Origin of the sequence: Segatella cerevisiae, from assembly GCF_024054555.1 — a bacterium.
Taxonomy (GTDB): domain Bacteria; phylum Bacteroidota; class Bacteroidia; order Bacteroidales; family Bacteroidaceae; genus Prevotella; species Prevotella cerevisiae.
This window is the reverse complement of the sequence record NZ_JAMXLY010000039.1, coordinates 16843-34134: the sequence shown is the minus strand read 5'-3', so window position 1 is coordinate 34134 and position 17292 is coordinate 16843. Positions and strand designations below refer to the sequence as shown.

Sequence of the window (17292 nt, the reverse complement as noted above, 5' to 3'; positions counted from 1 at the left end):
GGGGATACATTAAACAAATCATTCAAAAATTGAATAACAGACCAAGAAAGAAAAATGATTTTTCAAAGCCTGTTGATATCATTAAGCAATTAATTCCGTAACTTTGCACTTGCTTATGGAATCCACCTGCATCGGATAATATTATAATTTTTGCTAAAAACCATCCCCATTTTTAGGTATTTCAAATTATAATTATTATCTTTGCATAATTAGAGTTTTGGTGACCCTATTACATATTATACAAAAACATTATAATAACAATAAAATTAAAGACTATGGCTTACGTAATTGGTGACAATTGTATGGCTTGTGGAACTTGTTTGGACGAATGTCCTTCTGGTGCTATATCTGCAGGTGATGAAAAGTATTCTATTAATCCGGACCTTTGTACTGAGTGTGGTACTTGTGCAAGTGTTTGCCCGAATGATGCAATTAGTCTTCCATAATGTGGAATATGTATAAGAGCGATTGAGGTTTAATCGCTCTTATTTTTTTGTCTTTGCCTTTTCATACTTCTTTGTCCTTTGTGGTTTTGAACTTGGCATTCTTCAAGTTGATCCATTTGTATTCTTCTTATTCTTTATTTTTCGACCCGTCTTATGGGATAGTCAGATGTACTGTGTCAAAAGTCCTTCATGTTTAGTTCTTAACCTCATCCGAAAGGAACGATTCCCAGTCGTGTTTTTCGGACAAGGAGTCATTATAGTCTGCAATGTTACATATTCTTGAATCTGCCTCCAGACTTTATGGTCAATTGCTGGGCTGTATGTCCCCAATTCTGCATCGGAATGGGGTGATTACTGTCTGATTGTATCCTTGTTCTTTTGGCTTGGTAGTCGATACCTTTTCTTTAGCGCTATTTTACTTTTTGTCAGCTCTCTATACCTACATTTGATGACTATCCCTTAACCACACCTTTCCTAGGAGTGTGTTTTGATTTGATTCTTCTGCCACTTCATCCTTCCTTTACTTCTTGCCTCCTTTCCCTTTAATAAGTTGTTCTTTGTGAACTGAGTATCATGATATGTTTATTTCCTAGTGTGCAACGACTTTTAAGTGTTTGTTTGAGAATGGGGCATAAAAAAACTGCATTGCGTTCAGCAATGCAGTTTTTACTTCTTAATGATTTCTAAGACTTATAATTTCTATTTTATTCCGAGAGCTTGCTTAGCTGTTGCGTTATTCGGATCCAACTCGAGGAGGTTCTTCCAATTTGTAGTACCTTCTGCTTTGTTTCCTACGGTATAGTAGTATGCTCCGAGGTAATAGTAAGCTGCTTTCAGATAAGCATCATCATTAGAGCCTTTTGTTGTGTGGCCTTTTACGATGGTGATCAATTGCTCGTAGAACGGTTTAGCCAAACCTTTTTTGAAGTCTGGGTCCATATTGCTGTTCAATGTAGCTCTCATATATGTTGCATAGGCATTATATGTAGGGAACTTCGTGATGATATCAGCATAGATGGAATCAGCCTCTTTCAGGTATTTATCCTTTTGTGCCGCATTCTGAGTTTTAGTTGCTGCATTTGAATAGATATCGGCAAGTGCCATAAAGTCTTCAGCCGTGCTGTTTGCCTTTCCTCTAGTGTAAATATTATACTCTTTCAGGGCATCTTCTGTATCGTTCTCATTGCTGTAAGTGTCCGAGAGATATTTGTGGATGTCATTATCTTGCGGATTTAACTTAGCAGCCTCGTTATACATTTCAATAGCCTTCTGGTAGTTTTTTGCTCCCAGATATGCGTGACCTGCATTGAGGTAGTCTCTCTCAATGATTTTAGCGCTGTCAGAGGCTGTAAACAGTTTCTCTGCATATTCTGTAGCTGTGGTGTAATCAGAGTCAGCAAGGGCGTTATAGAAGGTCAGACGATTGAAGACTGGGTCTCTAGGGAAACGTTGATTTCCATATTTGGATACTGACAGACTTTTTGCAGTATTGCCTGAGAAATAACCTGCCAAAGCATATTCCTTCAAGTGATCCTCATCAAGTTTTGTAGAATCTGCCTTACTGTAGTATAATACGGCTTTGTCATATTTACGTGCAGTATACATGAAATGTCCTGCTTCGGATTCTACAGGATAGTCAGGCAGGATATTTTTCAACTCCTGCAGAGATTGTACTGCTTCTTCCGGACTTCTTCCACGATAAACACTTGCATATCTGATGTATCCTTTGGGGTTCTTGGGATCCATTGATTTTGCGTTCTGATACCACATAGCAGCAGCACCACCGTCATCCTTGAGTGCTGCCAAGTCACCTAACAAACAATAGGCATCACCACAGTTCTTGTTGCGTGAAATAGCCATATGGGCGTATTTGGCAGCATTGGCCGTGTCATTGATGTTCAGATAAGCTTCTCCTAATCCGACCAGCGCATTCGGGTCCTTTTTGTTGTTCTTTAGGAAATCCTTGACTTGGTCCTTAACAGCGTCTGGATTGTTCTTGTTGTCTTCAATAGCTTTAGCTATGTTCTTGACTTCAACATTGGCTTGCTGGTTCTCTTGTGCTTTTGCACTTTGGCCGGCACCCATCATGAGAAGTGCGGCCATGACTAAATATTTGATTGTTTTCATAATCGTACCTTTTTCTTGACTTTTTACCTTTTTGTTTCTAACTCTTTTTTACCTAATTTGTTTGACTTGATCTATTTTCATTTTATGTTTAGTTATTGTTGACGTTGACATCTCTGACCGTTATATCACCATTCATTGGGAGGAGTCCTGTTTTGTATATGATCATCTGTCCTTGCGGTGATTCTATGAAGTGGGCGAATCCCCAAGGCAGTGCATTCAATGGGTCATTCAAGAGGGCATAGATCGTTCGGATCAACGGGTAATTTCCGTTGTATAAATAATATTGATAGGGTTTCCAACTGTTGTATGGTGTCGCCTTTTGCATTCTGCTCACAGAGACCACTGTGATGTTTTTCTTGAAGGTGGTGTTGGTCGTGTCGCCTTCATCATTCAGCCAGTTGGATCCTATAATGCCTATTGCACCTGCGGTCTTCTGTACGTAGTCAATCACCTGTTTGCTGCCTTTAGCTGCCATGATGTCCTGTTTCTTGAATGGCTTTCCTTTCAGGAGAGAATCCACACACCAATTGACTGCACTCGAACCATTGCGGTCAAACACAACTTGTATAGTTCCCTTTCTTGACCGCGGGTTGATCTGTTTCCAGTTTGATATCTTTCCGGTGAGGATATCTTTGATTTGATGTATAGTCAGACAGGTATCTGTATTGTTCTTGTTGACGATCAGTGCAAGTCCGTCATAGGCCAATTTGATGGCAACAGGCATGAATCTCCTCGATTTCAGGTTAGCATACTCTTTTTTAGAGTAATCCCTGGAGGTGATCACCAGATAGATCTTGCCTTGCATCAACTTATTTACTGCATCTGTCTCGTCTGTATAGATCGGTTTGACTTTTGCCTTCGGGTAAAGGCTTTCAAACACTTCCCGTTCTTCATCCACTATAGGGCTGAAGCTCTCATCAGACGCAAAACTGATAACTCCTGATGAGTATGTGTCTGTCCTGCCATCTTTGCGCTTATGTGGTCCACATGATGCGATTGCCACTATCAGGATGAACAGTAACAGAGTATTTGTAATTTTGAATCTGAATTCCTTTTTCATTTTTCTTCCCTTACTGAGTCAATTGTTTCTAACTGTCTTAGATCGTACCTTTTGAAAGATCGTATAGCTTTGAATCCGCTCTTATAAAATCTTAAAGGAATGATACCCACACATGAAACCCTTCTTGTATCATAAGTGGTTATATTCTCTAAATCTTGCTTTGGATCTACTCTTATTTATATTTTCTTTGAACTCGTTAAAAAGAATTACTTCTGTGTATATTTGTTAAATGAACCCTTTAAAACTATTTGTCGTCCTTATGCAATGAAACCCATTGGGGAAACAAAGCAAAAGGACGACAACTAATTATTCTGCCGCTAAGCAGAATGAGATATTCTCATTCAATTATTGAAGTCTGAATGATACCGGTACATTGTATTTCACACGTACTGCCTGGCCGTTTTGTTTACCAGGATTCCAGCGTGGCATACTACGTACCACTCTTGAAGCTTCACGGTCAAGTGAAGGATCGACTGACTTTACAACTTGTACGTCAGTGATGGAACCGTCTCTTTCAACAACAAATGATATAACAACACGTCCTTGTACACCATTCTCCTGTGCAACAACCGGATATTTCACGTTGTTGTTCAGGTAAGCCATAAGTGCTGATGGACCTCCAGGGAATGATGGCATCTGTTCAACGACATCAAACACCTTGTTTTCCACAGCTGCACTTGGTTTCGGTGCCGGTGGTGCGGGTTGAGCAATCTCTTGTTCTGCTTTCAATACAGTACCTTGATCGCTGTTACCTTTCACATCGAATGCACCAATGGCAGTCTTTGTGTTATTCAAATCTGCTTGGGAAACGATTTCCTTCTTTACTTCATTATCCTTCTTGATCACAGGAGCTGTGAACTTGATAGAACTCTTGACCTGCTTGACTACCTCTTTCTTCTCTTCCTTTACAACTGTTCTCTTTTCTACCACAGGTTTTTTCTTCTGTTTGGCGAGCTGAGAAAGTTCAACACTAGTTGTAACTGCTACCTGTTGTTGGTTGGCCTTTACAATAGCTTGAATTCCAAGAATAGATGCGATGATAGCAGCAGCAATGAGCATGATAACGATGGCCATGACATTTCTTTTGGAGATGGAGGTACGGAGTTTGTAAGCTCCATAAGCCTTGTTTCTTCCTTGGAAAATCATGTTCACCCATTGCGGGTCGTATAGATCAATTTTTGACATTGTCCTTTGCTTTTAAAGTTGATTCATTGACTGATCCTTACTTGATTCCCTTGAGTTTACACAAACTCAGGTCCTGAGCATTGACCTTATCAATGACATATTTACCAATACTGCATATCTGCATCTCATCGAGTACGTCTACCAGATTCTTGTAAGAGCAAGTTGTCAACGGTTTGATGACGATTGTCAGCGTCGGAATAGGCGCATTGTTATCACCATTTACATATCCGTCTCTCAATTTGCTCAAAGCTTTTTGATAGACACTGTCAGGCCAAGCAGCCGGATTCTTCAGTTTCTGAGCATCCAGTTTTTGTTTAGCCAGCATGATCTGAGCTACCGGGTCCGTTCCGTCTCCTGTGCGATGGTTGATCAGCACTTTCCGGATTCCGTTCTTCCCGTAAGTAGTCTGCGTTAACCAACCGGGATTGGTGTATTGAGGCAGGCCTTTACCATAATAAATTTTATTGTTTGCTCCAATATAAATTGTGATGGTTTGGGAAGCCTTAGTCTCGGATTGGTCATTCTTGTTCACATTCTTGTCGTTACTAGGCATCGTCAATTGCATCGTCTGAGGCTTGTTCAATGTAGTACACAACATAAAGAATGTGATCAGAAGCATCATCATATCTACCATAGGCGTGAAATCCACGCGGGTAGACATTTTCTTTTGTTTACTTAGAGTCTTCTTTGGCATTCTTTAGTCCTCCAACTTCTTATACGATGTAATCAAAAAGTAACGGTTCTCGTTCATGTCCCGAAGTTCATCCATCACTTTCTTGATAATGGAATAAGGAGTGTTTTGATCTGCCTTAATTGCCAGTTTCAAGTCCGGATTCACATTCTTGGCTTCAGTGATCCATTGCTGGAATTCACTTGGACCGCCCTTGATGCTATCTGTCGGGATGCCTAGTTTTCCGATTTCCTGATTCATCCCTGATGCTGTGAGGTTCAGATAATCGCTCAATTTGTCCAGTGGTGCACCGAACATGGCGTCATTATCGAACTTCTTGATCTGTTGCTTAGTGAGAGATATACCGTTGTTGGCAGTCACCGCGCTTAGCGTGCCTTCCAAATCGGTGGTCTTATCCATATTCATGAATATCTTGCCGTCTTTCCCGACAAGAATATTCATCACGTCCTTCTGAGGAACCTTTATCTCTGATACAGATCCTGGCGTATTTACCTTCACGGGCTCATTCTTGACGAATGTAGAAGTCATCATGAAGAAAGTAAGCAGGAGGACCATGACATCAGACATAGGGGTCATATCTATCCAGACGTCCGACTTCTTAATTTTTACTTTACCCATAGTTCCCAAATATTAAAGGGTTAGCAAAAATTAAGCCTCTTCCGTATGATTAGCTTCGTATGTCTGGGCAATTGTATAACCTACTTCGTCAAGTGCGAATGTCAATTTATCAATCTTGTTGGTATAGTAGTTATAAGAAACTACAGCGAACCAAGAAGTAGCAATACCGGAAGCGGTATTTACCAAAGCCTCTGAAATAGAAGTTGAAAGTTGCAGTGAGTCACCACCACCACCAGCTGCCAAAGCGGCGAATGCTCGAATCATACCGGTTACAGTTCCCAGAAGTCCGGTCAACGTACCCAGTGTAACGATGGTTGCGATGATAGGCAGGTTTTGTGTCAGGGTAGGCATCTCAAGTTGAGTTGCTTCCTCATGTGCCTGTTGGATACGGGCTACCTTCAACTCTTTCTTCAAAGATTTGTTAGCACCGTTGTCCATATCCTGATAAGCGATCAGAGATGCTGCTACAACGTTGGCTACAGAACCTCTTTGCTTGTCGCAGAGTTGCTGAGCTTTTGTGAAATCATTTGCCTTAACAGCGGCTTCAATGTTTGCAACGAATTTAGGCAGAGATCCTTTGCCAAATGCGGTGCGAAGTGCTAACCAACGCTCGATGGAGAGTGCGATTACTGTCAGCATCAATGTGAAGATTACAGGTACCAGGACACCACCCTTATGGATTGTTCCCCAAATGTTACCATTCAGAACTGCTCCCTCAGGATCGCCGTTGACATAGTGTGAAGGTGAACCCAAGAAGAAATGATAAAAACAGCAAGCAATAATGAAGCATACGACGATGACCCAAAATGCTGCACGAATACCTGTGAAGCCCTCTGATTTTTTCTTAGGGCTGGCTGTTTGTTTTGTAGTTGCCATAATTTTTGAATTTTAATTTTTTAGTTATTGATAATTTTAATTGTTTAATTAGCGATTTAATGTTAAGCTCGTTTTTCAAAGCATGTTTTTAATGAACTTTGAATTCTGATGTTCTGTGTTCGCAAAGATACGAATTAATACAAGATTACGATGCGAATTAAGAAGTTTTAACGGGCTTATTGCTAAATTATTCTTTTTTCTTTCTTCCCTTTGCTGAATTTTTTTATTTGTACTATTTTAATCTCCCCAAGGCGTTTTTGATCCTTTTCATCGCCTCTTCGATATTGCTGTCGCTTGTCGCGTAACTGATGCGGAAACCGTCAGGGTCTCCGAAGGCGTCTCCACCTACGGTAGCTACGTGTGCAACTTCCAGAAGGTACAACGCGAAATCAGTGGAATTACGTATTGTCCATTTTCCATTGCTTTTCCCGAAATAACTGCAACATTTAGGGAATACATAGAAAGCGCCTTCCGGGAGATTCACTTCCAGGCCAGGGATGCCCTTAAGAAGTTTGACAATCATGTCCCTTCTGCGCTCAAATGCTTTCCGATAATCTTCTACATTCTTCTGGTCTCCTGTGTAGGCTTCAATGGCTGCCTGTTGACTGACAGAATTGGCTCCGCTGGTGTATTGCCCTTGGAGTTTGCTGCAACCTTTGACGATCCATTCGGGAGCGGCCATCCATCCGAGTCTCCAACCTGTCATCGCATAAGCTTTGGAAACGCCGTTGCAGATGATGGTACGCTCTTTCATTCCAGGAAATTGTGCGATGCTGTTGCACTGACCGATATAATTGATATGTTCGTAGATCTCATCAGACAGAACGAATATGTTGTCGTGCTTTTTGAGGACATCGGCAAGTGCTTTCAGTTCTTCGCGTGAATAGACACTGCCTGAAGGGTTACAAGGCGAACATAAAATCAGCATTTTAGTACGGGGTGTGATAGCGGATTCAAGTTGTTCCGGATTGATCTTGAAGTCCTGCTCGAATCCTGCCCTGAGTATGATGGGTACTCCTCCTCCCAATTTGACCATCTGTGGATAACTCACCCAATAGGGGGCCGGGATGATCACTTCATCTCCTTCGTTGACCAAGGCGAGAATGGTATTACAAACAGCTTGTTTGCCACCTGTTGAAACCATTACCTCAGACGTCTTGTAATCGAGTCCGTTTTCGTTCTTGAGTTTGTTGACAATGGCCTCTCTTAGAGGGAGATAGCCGGGTACAGGAGAATATTTGGAAAAGTTTTCATCAATAGCTTTTTTACCGGCTTCTTTAATATGTTCCGGGGTGTTGAAATCAGGTTCCCCGACACTCATGTTAATCACATCAATACCTTGAGCTTTCATTTCCCTGCTCTTCTGCGACATCGCCAATGTGGCTGATGGGGCTAGTCTGTTAAGACGATTTGATAATTGTACCATAATGATTTGCTGAGTCCTATTGATTAAACTTCCTCACAAAAGTAAGCATTTTATTCTTTATAACGAAAAAAATATAGCATTATTTCATTCAGGACTACAATTTTATTAATATCGTAATATTAATTATGACTTGTAGCGAGGCTGATATTCTCCTCTTTGGGTCAAAATCAGTGCGGGGACTGCCCGGAACGGGAAACGGCTCCCAAATGATTTTCAATCCATTGGAAGCCGTTTCTTTATATTTTCAACCGTTTTTTGTGTTCAAAGGTGAAGGTCGTGTCCCATTCTGTCGCGCTTAGTCTTCAGATACTTCTCGTCGTATTTATTGGGTGTGATTTCAATGGGGACGTTTTCCACGATTTCGAGGCCGTAAGCTTCGAGACCTACACGTTTTGTCGGGTTATTCGTCAAGAGCCGCATTTTGTGTACTCCCAGATATCTGAGCATCTGTGCGCCACAACCGTAATCACGGACGTCTGGTTTGAATCCCAGGTGGAGGTTGGCGTCGACAGTATCCAGTCCTTTTTCCTGGAGTTTGTAGGCTGCGATTTTGTTCATCAGTCCTATACCGCGGCCTTCCTGCTGCATATAGATGATGACCCCTTTTCCTGCTTTTTCTATCATTTGCATGGACTTATGGAGTTGTTCTCCGCAATCACAGCGCAGACTGCCCAAGATGTCACCTGTGGCACAGGAGGAATGGACGCGCACCAGGATAGGTTCATCCTCGGTCCAGGTGCCTTTGATCAAAGCCATGTGCTCGAGTCCGTTACTGGTCTGACGGAAGGGGATGAGGTGGAAGTGCCCGTATTTTGTAGGCAGGTCTACCTCTTCACCTATTTCTATGCTTGATTCTTTTTTCAGGCGGTAGGCGATCAGGTCAGCTATAGAAATGATCTTCAAGCCCCACGCTTTTGCTTTCTCTTCCAGTTGAGGCAGCCGTGCCATTGTGCCGTCCTCGTTCATGATTTCCATCAGAGCGGCGGCGGGATAATGTCCCGAAAGTTTGCAGAGGTCGATGGCAGCTTCGGTATGTCCGCTGCGCCGAAGGACACCGTTGTCCTGTGCATACAGAGGGTTGATGTGCCCCGGGCGTCCGAAGGTGTCGGGTCTGCTGGTAGGATCAGCCAAAGCTTTGATGGTGGCTGCCCTGTCGTGTGCCGATACCCCTGTCGTACAATCTTCGAGTTTGTCTACGGTAATCGTGAACGGGGTGCCTAGGGCTGAGGTGTTGTCGTCTACTTGGTGAGGGAGATCCAATTCTGTTGCGCGGGATATCGTGATGGGTGCACAGAGAACGCCTCTTGCATTCTTGAGCATGAAATTCACCTTTTCAGGTGTAATCGATTCTGCAGCAGTAATTAAATCACCTTCATTTTCACGGTCTTTATCATCAACAACAATTACGAATTTACCTTCTTTGAAATCTTTCAGGGCATCTGGGATGCTACTTAGTTTATAATCTTCCATATTGAAAAGTAATAATTAGGATGGGGGTGTATCCCCTCATATATTAAAATGATTGAGATGCTATATCTCTGTAAAAACACTTCAGGGATTTTCGGGTCCCTTTCAGTCGTTATGGGGAGCCTCGATCACGGCTATTTGGTTCTCTATGTTCTTGTTGACCGACATGATGGTCTTCAGGTCGTACATGAGTCGTAAGCGGAATCTCCACATCCGGCAGTACAAGACGACTCCTACGGGAATGCAAATAGCCGTCAGGACGTTCAGCCAGGTGTGCTTGAATGGCCTGGAGAGTGCTTTGATTGACAATATCGGGTAACGGTTCAGTTCTGTCAGAATCACATTATCTCTGGTATTCGACAAGTCTTCGATAGTCGCCTCAAGTTGCTGGTTGACTTTCTCCAAGGTATGGTTTGAATGACGCTCGAAGAAGATCTGGACAGGGTTAGGCAGACGTTGCAGGCGATGCTTCGCACTATAGGCGACGATCAGCTTGCTGATCTGGTTCAATTCCTCGGCATCGCGGTGATAGTCCGGATCCTGTATGATGACTTCCTTTCCGGCGACTTCGCGTTTGGTCCTGATTCCCAGTAACTTCTTGAAGAAATCGATATAACTGTCCATATTGAAAACAATGGAGTCATTATTCGACTTATAGGTGACGAATATTGCCAGTGGAATAAGAATTGCCGGCGCTAGTGATTTACCGAACCATACCGACCAAATCCCTTGCCTTGCCATACGGTAGCCTGTATTATCCAAGATGTAATAGAAGATAAATACCAATACGGAGACTATGACAGGCACGCCGAGTCCTCCCTTCCTGATAATTGCTCCCAAAGGCGCTCCGATAAAGAAGAAAATGAGACACGTCAAGGCAAGCGTGAATTTGTTGATGGACTCTATCTTATGTAGACGGATGATCTTGTCACCGTCAGAAGTGATCATGCTCTTGAATTCCAGATCATTCATGTCGCTTTGGACCCGGCTCATCGCATTGTTGATCACGCCTTGCTTCTGAGAGGGAGGCAGTTTGTTGTATAGGCTATCGATGTTGACGCTTTTGGATAGGGCTTTTTCGACTGCCAAGGTTGAGTCGCGCTTGTTGAGTCTGGGGACACTATAGTACATCGCCTGGACATCACGGTAGTAGGAATGGCCGATGCTGTCATAAACGTGATTGAGGGAATCAATATCGTTGTGTATTTGTGCGAGACTCTTTGCCTGTGCGTTGTTGGAGAGGGAGGAGGCGTCAGCCATGTTGAAATTGCCGTTGAAATCCAGAATAATCTTTTTCGCAATAAAACTCTCACGGCGATAGGGGACTGCTGCACTGTTCTGCAGTTCTGATTCTTGCATGTTCTCAAACCATTCTCCGCTCCAGAGACTCAGGACCAGATGTTTTTTCTCGGCAGTAGACTGGATCATGCCGGAATCGGCGAGAATGATGGCCGCATCCTCATAACTGTCTGTCATTCGATAGATCATTACACCGTAGAGTTTGCCGGTCTTGATGTTTTTCTTCTGGACGTAAATATTGCATTGGGGAATACCGTCATAGAACACGCCTTCGGGGATTTCCAGTTCAGGACTTTTCTGTTTCATGGAAATCAGCAACTGCATGATTTTCATGTTGGCATTGGGACCGATGTAATTCTGAAAGTACAGCGAGCCGAACATGATGACGACAGTAACCACGATCAACCCTCTGAATGCCTGGAGCAGGGAAATGCCGGATGCTCTGATGGCAGTCAGTTCTGAGGACTCTCCCAAGTTTCCGAAAGTGATTAGGGAAGACAGAAGAATGGCCAGGGGAAGAGCTTGAGGGACAAGCATCAGGCCCATATATCCGAAGAACTGTGCCATGACGTCCAAGGTCAACCCTTTTCCGATGAGTTCGTCAATGTACCTCCATAAGAACTGCATCATCAGCACAAATTGGCAGATGAAGAAAGTCCCTAGAAAGAGGGTTCCGAACTGACGGACAATAAATATATCGAGTTTCTTGATGCGAGGCATAGTCTAATTTGTAGAATCATCTGTTTCGTCCACTCAATTAAACCCTTCGGCTTATTTTGGATTTCAAATGGCTTGTGATTCTTTCTGTTGGACGGTGATCATACCAATGTGCAAAAGTAATACAAAATTATCAGAAACAGGTCCTTTTACGTTTTTTTTTGTTTGACGCCTTATATTATAATAAACCAGTTGGCGGAATTAATCAGGAGCGTATTAACTCTCCCGATCGGTCTTTTATTCATATTCTAGCTATACTGTAAAACAGTATAAGCACTAACCCTTGTACTGATTCTGGAAAACCGTCCTGCAGTTTATTTGTATCATTACGGAAAACCATCAATTGATCATAGACCTATAATATAAAAAGTTAGCCTCTATTTCCTTCCCGGTTCTTGTCCGTGTAGCCGTAATGGCAGATGATCTGAGAGGCGCAATAACCAAAAGAAGGAACTTGTACTCCGTCTGCGGATAGTCAGATGAACTGTGATAAAGCCGGTCGCTTGGCAGGCCTTTTGCTTCATTGGAGGGATGCGATTTCCCGTCGTGTATCACTTCTTAGGAGCAATCTTTCGATTAAGAAATGGTTATACTTCTTAAATTTGTCACTCGATTTTATGACTAATTGTCGTATGCTCTGTATCTTAATCAATCCACATACTCGAACTATTTTTCACCTTATTATATATTAGAGACAGAATCTTTATAGGAACAGAATTTATTAGCGGGTAGCACGACGACTTCTTTCGACATTTCCACCTGCTGCTCGGTCTTGTCGATTCCTTCCATGCCTTTTGCTACAAACGCTCTGCTCGGCTATCGTGGCAGTGGTAAGGATTTAGCCAATTCCTCCACTGATATTGAACATGATTTGACTTTCATCTACCACAGTTTGATATTTTTCGTTTCTGTCGGTGCACGTCTTTGCATTTGAAGCTGTACGTCCATTCATGTCGTTGGCACTTATCCTTTCATTGTGTTGCTGTACAACTATACATTCTGTTCACCGTTCCATGAGGTTCTGTTGATGAGTTCCATGAGGTTTTATTGATGAGTTTTATGAGGTTCTGTTCACGTGCTTTATGAGGCTCTGTTTACGTACGTCCTTACACTGTCAAGACGTACGACATGAGCCCCTAATAACGTACGTCTTTACACCCTGATAACGCACGTCAACAGATTGCCACAACCGTTTTGTCAACCAAAAGCCCAAATAGGGAACGGAGAGGGAACGTATAGGGAATGAGAAGGGAACGGGAGGGAACGGATTTGTTTTCGATTTTTCCGTGATTACCTGTTGGTGAAATTGATCCTGAGGGTATTTAACTCTCCTAATTGCCCCAATATAAATGTCCGGTCGGCCTCTTTTTTGGATATTATTGATACGGGCACACTTCTTCGTATTTCTATCTGAAGTACTGTCCTTTTTTGAATAAAACCTGTCATTGATAGAAGTAAACTTACTGATAGCTAAAGGGAGTATTCTGAAAATAATTAGTCGACATCACGTTATTTTAGAGAGGGACTGTGAAAATTCTTATGATTTTTTTGTGAATTTGAAAAAATGTATTACCTTTGCACCCGCAAAAGCCATTCATTCATAGGGATATGAAAGGTGTGTTTGGCGGGATAGCTCAGCTGGTTAGAGCGTCGGATTCATAATCCGGAGGTCGTGGGATCGTGGCCCACCCCCGCTACAAAAAATAACTTATAACTTCCTTGTCGTCCGATAGCTATATTCTTATAACTTGGGGAGAAGTTGTAGGTTTCAACAATAAATTCTTTTTGGAAGAAATTGCATACAAATTTTTAGTTGTTGTAGATTTAATTCTTTGTACAATGACTACAAATAAGAAATAAGGGTACAGTTATTAATCTTGGGGATTTCCCACTTGACTTTTATTGGCATTTTGAAAATGTCAGTAGAGTGAGGGCTAGGGCTCTGGAACACCACAAAGTCAGTTTCCTTTGTAGTGATGGTATTATCATGTTACAACAATTCTTGTTTGAGCGTTTCTTTTGTTCAGTAGTCCTACACTAAAAAAGGTCTGCCGTGTAGACAGACCCTTGTCAGTTCCTTTTATAGTGCAGTATGAAAGCATATAGCTAGCAAGTGCACTGAATATTCCTCTGCAAAGTTAATGCTTTAAACTTCCTTCTGCAAACTTTATACCATTTTTCTTCTTAGTTGATGTTTATTTAGATTTCTTCAATTCTAAACCCTGTGTTGTCGAAGATAATGTCTTTTACTATTTGGTATGGAACTCTGTCAAAGGCCTCTAGCAACTTTGCTTTCATTTCTGTTACTCTGTTAGCCGAAACCTTACCTAAGAGATATTTGAAAACTATATAAGCGCCAAAGAGCATCGTCTTCCTGTTGCCTAAATTGCCAAGTGGACCATTACTAATGGCTTCAGGCAAGTTCATATCAAAGAGCACCTTGCCATGAGCACAATAGTTTCTTAACCGTCGTACCGTATTAAGATAGTTGGAGAATTGATTGGGAGATTGAATACCATAGGTAACAGAAATTGTATGGCGGAGCTCACCATCATTAAGATGATCGTATAGCGTGAGTACAACACCAAAGGTGAGGTTTTCTATAAGCTTCCAGGCTGGTGCATAGTCCCTTTTATGATTTTTCAAATCAGTCTTAATGTTTGGCATTTTATTGGCTTCTTTGAGGGCATCCTGGAAAAGAGAACTTTTAATGAAAGACTTGTCTACGACTTTAGAATTGAGATACCAGAAAGGATCGGAGGCGTATTTGTTAGAAACTTTATAGATCAGAGTGGTACGAAAATTAATCTCAATTCTGCTGATATATCTTAACAGAAGATTTCTAAGGTCGAAATCAAAGTAATAGAGTTTAATGGCATAATCGAATTTCGTACCCTCCTTATATTCGTGTGTACGATTATATTTTCTTGGATAGGTTTTCTCAAAGGGAAACCAATAGAATCCCAATCGATAATATCCGATATCAAGTAAGTTCTCTTTCGCCTTCTTTTCATCTTCAATCACCATGCCACGGGATTTTAGTTTTTCCAGTTGATCCTCAACTGTTGTTGCCTGCTTCTTGTTTTCCATTAGTATATAGTTCTACTCACAAATATATAAAAATTATATGACACACAATGCCAAGAATAATTTTTTTGGAGTAAAGAAAATAAGATATGCAGGTTTGCTGCACGTCATAGTAGCGGGCAGCAAGTCATGGAGAATAGAGAAAAATCAAAGCTCTTCCGTAATGAGTTTGTAGCCGATACCTCTTACATTAATGATCTTGATACTTTCATCACGGGCGAGTTTATGCCGCAATTTGGTGATGAAAACCTGAAGGCTACGGGAGTTGAAGAAACTGTCATTACCCCAGAGTTTTAGGAGAATAGTTTTTGTCTCGACAACGTGATCCCGGTTGACAGCCAGCATCCGGAGGATCTCAGACTCGCGATAGGAGAGTTCTTCTGTCAACCCGGCAAAAGACAAGTGTTGTGTCGTTGTGTTCAGGTTATATTTTCCGATTTCCAGCAGTTGTTGCCTCTTAGGTTGTTGGGATGACTGGTAGAGTGTAGCCTGATGAGCCAGAGCCTTTATCCGGACAATCAACTCCTGTATGCCGAAAGGTTTCTTCAGATAATCATTGGCTCCCAGTTCGAACCCTTTTACGACATCATTGACGGCAGAGCGTGCCGTCAGGAAAAGAACCGGTGTCAGGAGGTCGTTCTGTCTGATCCTGCGCACCATTTCGAAACCATCCATTTCCGGCATCATGATATCAGCCACCAATACGTCAGGTTTGAATTCAGAGAATTTTTTAAGTCCTTCTACACCGTCAGAGGCAGTCGTGATGTCAAAACCTTGGGCATCCAATGTATCTTTGATAATCATGGCGAGCGTTTGTTCATCTTCCACGAGAAGTACACGTATTTTAGTCATAAAATCTCAATCTAAAAGTTGTTCCTTTCCCTAATTCACTTTCCACATCTACCGTACCATGAAGCCTGCTCATCATGTTCTTGACGTAGTATAGTCCGAGTCCGTAGCCTCTAACCTCATGTAAGTTGCCATGAGGGACACGATAGAATTTATCGAATATGTATTTCAGTTGATCTGATGCGATGCCGATGCCGTGATCGGCAACGCTGATCTCGGTAAAGGTTTTCTCTTGATGTGCCGCAATTGCAATATCAGCTTTGCCGGTAGAATATTTGATGGCGTTATCCAGCAAGTTGCTCATGATGTGGGCGAAGTGATTGCGGTCAGCCCTGATAATCAAGTCTTCAGGAATCCTGCAAGAGATTTCTACGGGTTTGTCGGATTTCAGTTTGTGCTCTGCAATCAAGGGCCGGATCAAAGAGAGGACATTGATATCTTCGATATTGAGCTTCATGTTTTTACGGCGTTCCATGCTCATGGACAGGATTTGCTCCACGAGCCCGCTCAGTTGTCTCAGTTGCTGGAGACTGATAGAGAGGTACTTTTCAACTTTCGTCTTGTCTCTGGTCATATCAAAATTGAGCAGAGCGTCGTTGGCTGCGTATGCTACAGCTATCGGAGTTTTAAGTTCGTGGGTCATATTATTAGTGAAATCACTTTTCATTTCATCCAGTGTTCTGAGATTTCTCACTGTGTGAATCAGATACACGAAAACAAAAGCGAGAAGGAAGAAGATAAGCAAGGATGCTGTCAGGATTCCTGACATTTCTTCAATGATAACTTTTGTCACGGAAGGCGTGATGATGCGGTAGAAAGAACCTTGGCTATCTCCGAAATGATAGTCGAAATGTGTATCGGAAGCTTTAGGTTTGAAGCGGTCTTTGCTGTATGCAGCAATGAGACGGCCCTTGCCAGATCGCAGTTCTATTCTCATAGGTATCTCAGTTCCGTATCTGGACAGTTTTTTAGAGAGCAACTGGTAGAATCGTTTGATGTTGTTCTGCCTCATGGGATCGAGAACCGAATGAAGTTTGCCGCGAATCAAATTGTAGAATGTCTTGCTGGGATCTTTCAGAGAAGCCGGATTGAGAGCGTAGGCATAACTCGTTTTTCCCTTGTGAGGTTTGGGGGTGTTATTGATATTGACCTTAACAGTTGTAGTTGCGTTGAGATTATATTTCACATATTCCCCTCTGCTGATCAGTTCCTGAAAATCACTATATTCTATGGCATCCGCCATCCGTTGGTTGAATTCCGCCTTTTGAGTATGGTAAAGATGGATCAACCAGTAACTCTGATAACCGAAAACAGTCGTCAGAAGAACGATGACGATGGCTATAATGTATTTGAGTTTCATGAGGCAAAGATACTTTTTTTATCTTGGACAGCCTGAAATGATAAGACTAAATAACACTACACTTAAGTCTAAATAAGCGTGAAA

13 protein-coding genes, 1 tRNA gene and 1 pseudogene are annotated in these 17292 nt (G+C 42.1%); 3 read left to right on the top strand and 12 right to left on the bottom strand.

Annotation, left to right across the window (positions count from 1 at the left end; genetic code table 11):
• Together NG821_RS12730 and NG821_RS09790 are read left to right on the top strand one after the other, a co-directional pair.
• Positions 1–101, top strand: a pseudogene (locus NG821_RS12730) (IS30 family transposase); the annotation flags it as partial.
• A gap of 174 nt (positions 102–275) precedes the next feature.
• Positions 276–446, top strand: a complete 171-nt coding sequence (locus tag NG821_RS09790) for a 4Fe-4S binding protein (protein WP_252761483.1) — start codon at positions 276–278, stop codon at positions 444–446.
• 699 nt (positions 447–1145) lie between these two features.
• Here the strand turns inward: NG821_RS09790 and NG821_RS09785 are convergent.
• The 9 genes from NG821_RS09785 to NG821_RS09745 form a co-directional block, all read right to left on the bottom strand.
• On the bottom strand, positions 1146–2573 hold the full coding sequence (locus NG821_RS09785) for a tetratricopeptide repeat protein (protein WP_252761482.1): 1428 nt from the start codon (positions 2571–2573) through the stop codon (positions 1146–1148).
• A gap of 88 nt (positions 2574–2661) precedes the next feature.
• Positions 2662–3633 carry a PstS family phosphate ABC transporter substrate-binding protein gene (locus NG821_RS09780; RefSeq protein WP_252761481.1) on the bottom strand — a complete coding sequence of 324 codons (972 nt, stop codon included), beginning with the start codon at positions 3631–3633 and terminating at the stop codon, positions 2662–2664.
• Between the two features lie 345 nt (positions 3634–3978).
• Positions 3979–4818 carry an energy transducer TonB gene (locus NG821_RS09775; protein WP_252761480.1) on the bottom strand — a complete coding sequence of 280 codons (840 nt, stop codon included), beginning with the start codon at positions 4816–4818 and terminating at the stop codon, positions 3979–3981.
• 37 nt (positions 4819–4855) lie between these two features.
• Positions 4856–5512, bottom strand: a complete 657-nt coding sequence (locus tag NG821_RS09770; RefSeq protein ID WP_252761479.1) for an ExbD/TolR family protein — start codon at positions 5510–5512, stop codon at positions 4856–4858.
• Between the two features lie 3 nt (positions 5513–5515).
• The gene (locus tag NG821_RS09765) at positions 5516–6127 is read right to left on the bottom strand and encodes an ExbD/TolR family protein (RefSeq protein ID WP_252761478.1); all 612 of its coding nucleotides are present in this window, start codon (positions 6125–6127) and stop codon (positions 5516–5518) included.
• Between the two features lie 30 nt (positions 6128–6157).
• Positions 6158–7003 (bottom strand): MotA/TolQ/ExbB proton channel family protein, encoded by an 846-nt coding sequence (locus NG821_RS09760; RefSeq protein ID WP_252761477.1) that lies wholly within the window; start codon positions 7001–7003, stop codon positions 6158–6160.
• Between the two features lie 232 nt (positions 7004–7235).
• Positions 7236–8429: a pyridoxal phosphate-dependent aminotransferase gene (locus NG821_RS09755; protein WP_252761476.1), complete on the bottom strand. Its 1194-nt coding sequence runs from the start codon at positions 8427–8429 to the stop codon at positions 7236–7238.
• A gap of 261 nt (positions 8430–8690) precedes the next feature.
• Complete coding sequence (locus NG821_RS09750) at positions 8691–9899, bottom strand: bifunctional 3,4-dihydroxy-2-butanone-4-phosphate synthase/GTP cyclohydrolase II (RefSeq protein WP_252761475.1); 1209 nt, start codon at positions 9897–9899, stop codon at positions 8691–8693.
• A gap of 102 nt (positions 9900–10001) precedes the next feature.
• Positions 10002–11915: an LptF/LptG family permease gene (locus tag NG821_RS09745; protein ID WP_252761474.1), complete on the bottom strand. Its 1914-nt coding sequence runs from the start codon at positions 11913–11915 to the stop codon at positions 10002–10004.
• Positions 11916–13535: 1620 nt separating this feature from the next.
• Between NG821_RS09745 and NG821_RS09740 the strand changes: the two genes are divergently transcribed.
• Positions 13536–13609: transfer RNA gene (locus tag NG821_RS09740), tRNA-Met, on the top strand.
• 502 nt (positions 13610–14111) lie between these two features.
• Here the strand turns inward: NG821_RS09740 and NG821_RS09735 are convergent.
• The 3 genes from NG821_RS09735 to NG821_RS09725 all read right to left on the bottom strand — a co-directional run bounded on the left by NG821_RS09735 (position 14112) and on the right by NG821_RS09725 (position 17208).
• Positions 14112–15002 (bottom strand): Abi family protein, encoded by an 891-nt coding sequence (locus NG821_RS09735; protein ID WP_252761473.1) that lies wholly within the window; start codon positions 15000–15002, stop codon positions 14112–14114.
• 144 nt (positions 15003–15146) lie between these two features.
• Entirely contained in the window at positions 15147–15851 is a 705-nt protein-coding gene (locus NG821_RS09730; protein ID WP_252761472.1) for a response regulator transcription factor, read from the bottom strand.
• Positions 15844–17208: a sensor histidine kinase gene (locus tag NG821_RS09725; protein ID WP_252761471.1), complete on the bottom strand. Its 1365-nt coding sequence runs from the start codon at positions 17206–17208 to the stop codon at positions 15844–15846. Before NG821_RS09725 ends, NG821_RS09730 begins: the two co-directional genes overlap by 8 nt.
• Positions 17209–17292: the final 84 nt, after the last annotated feature.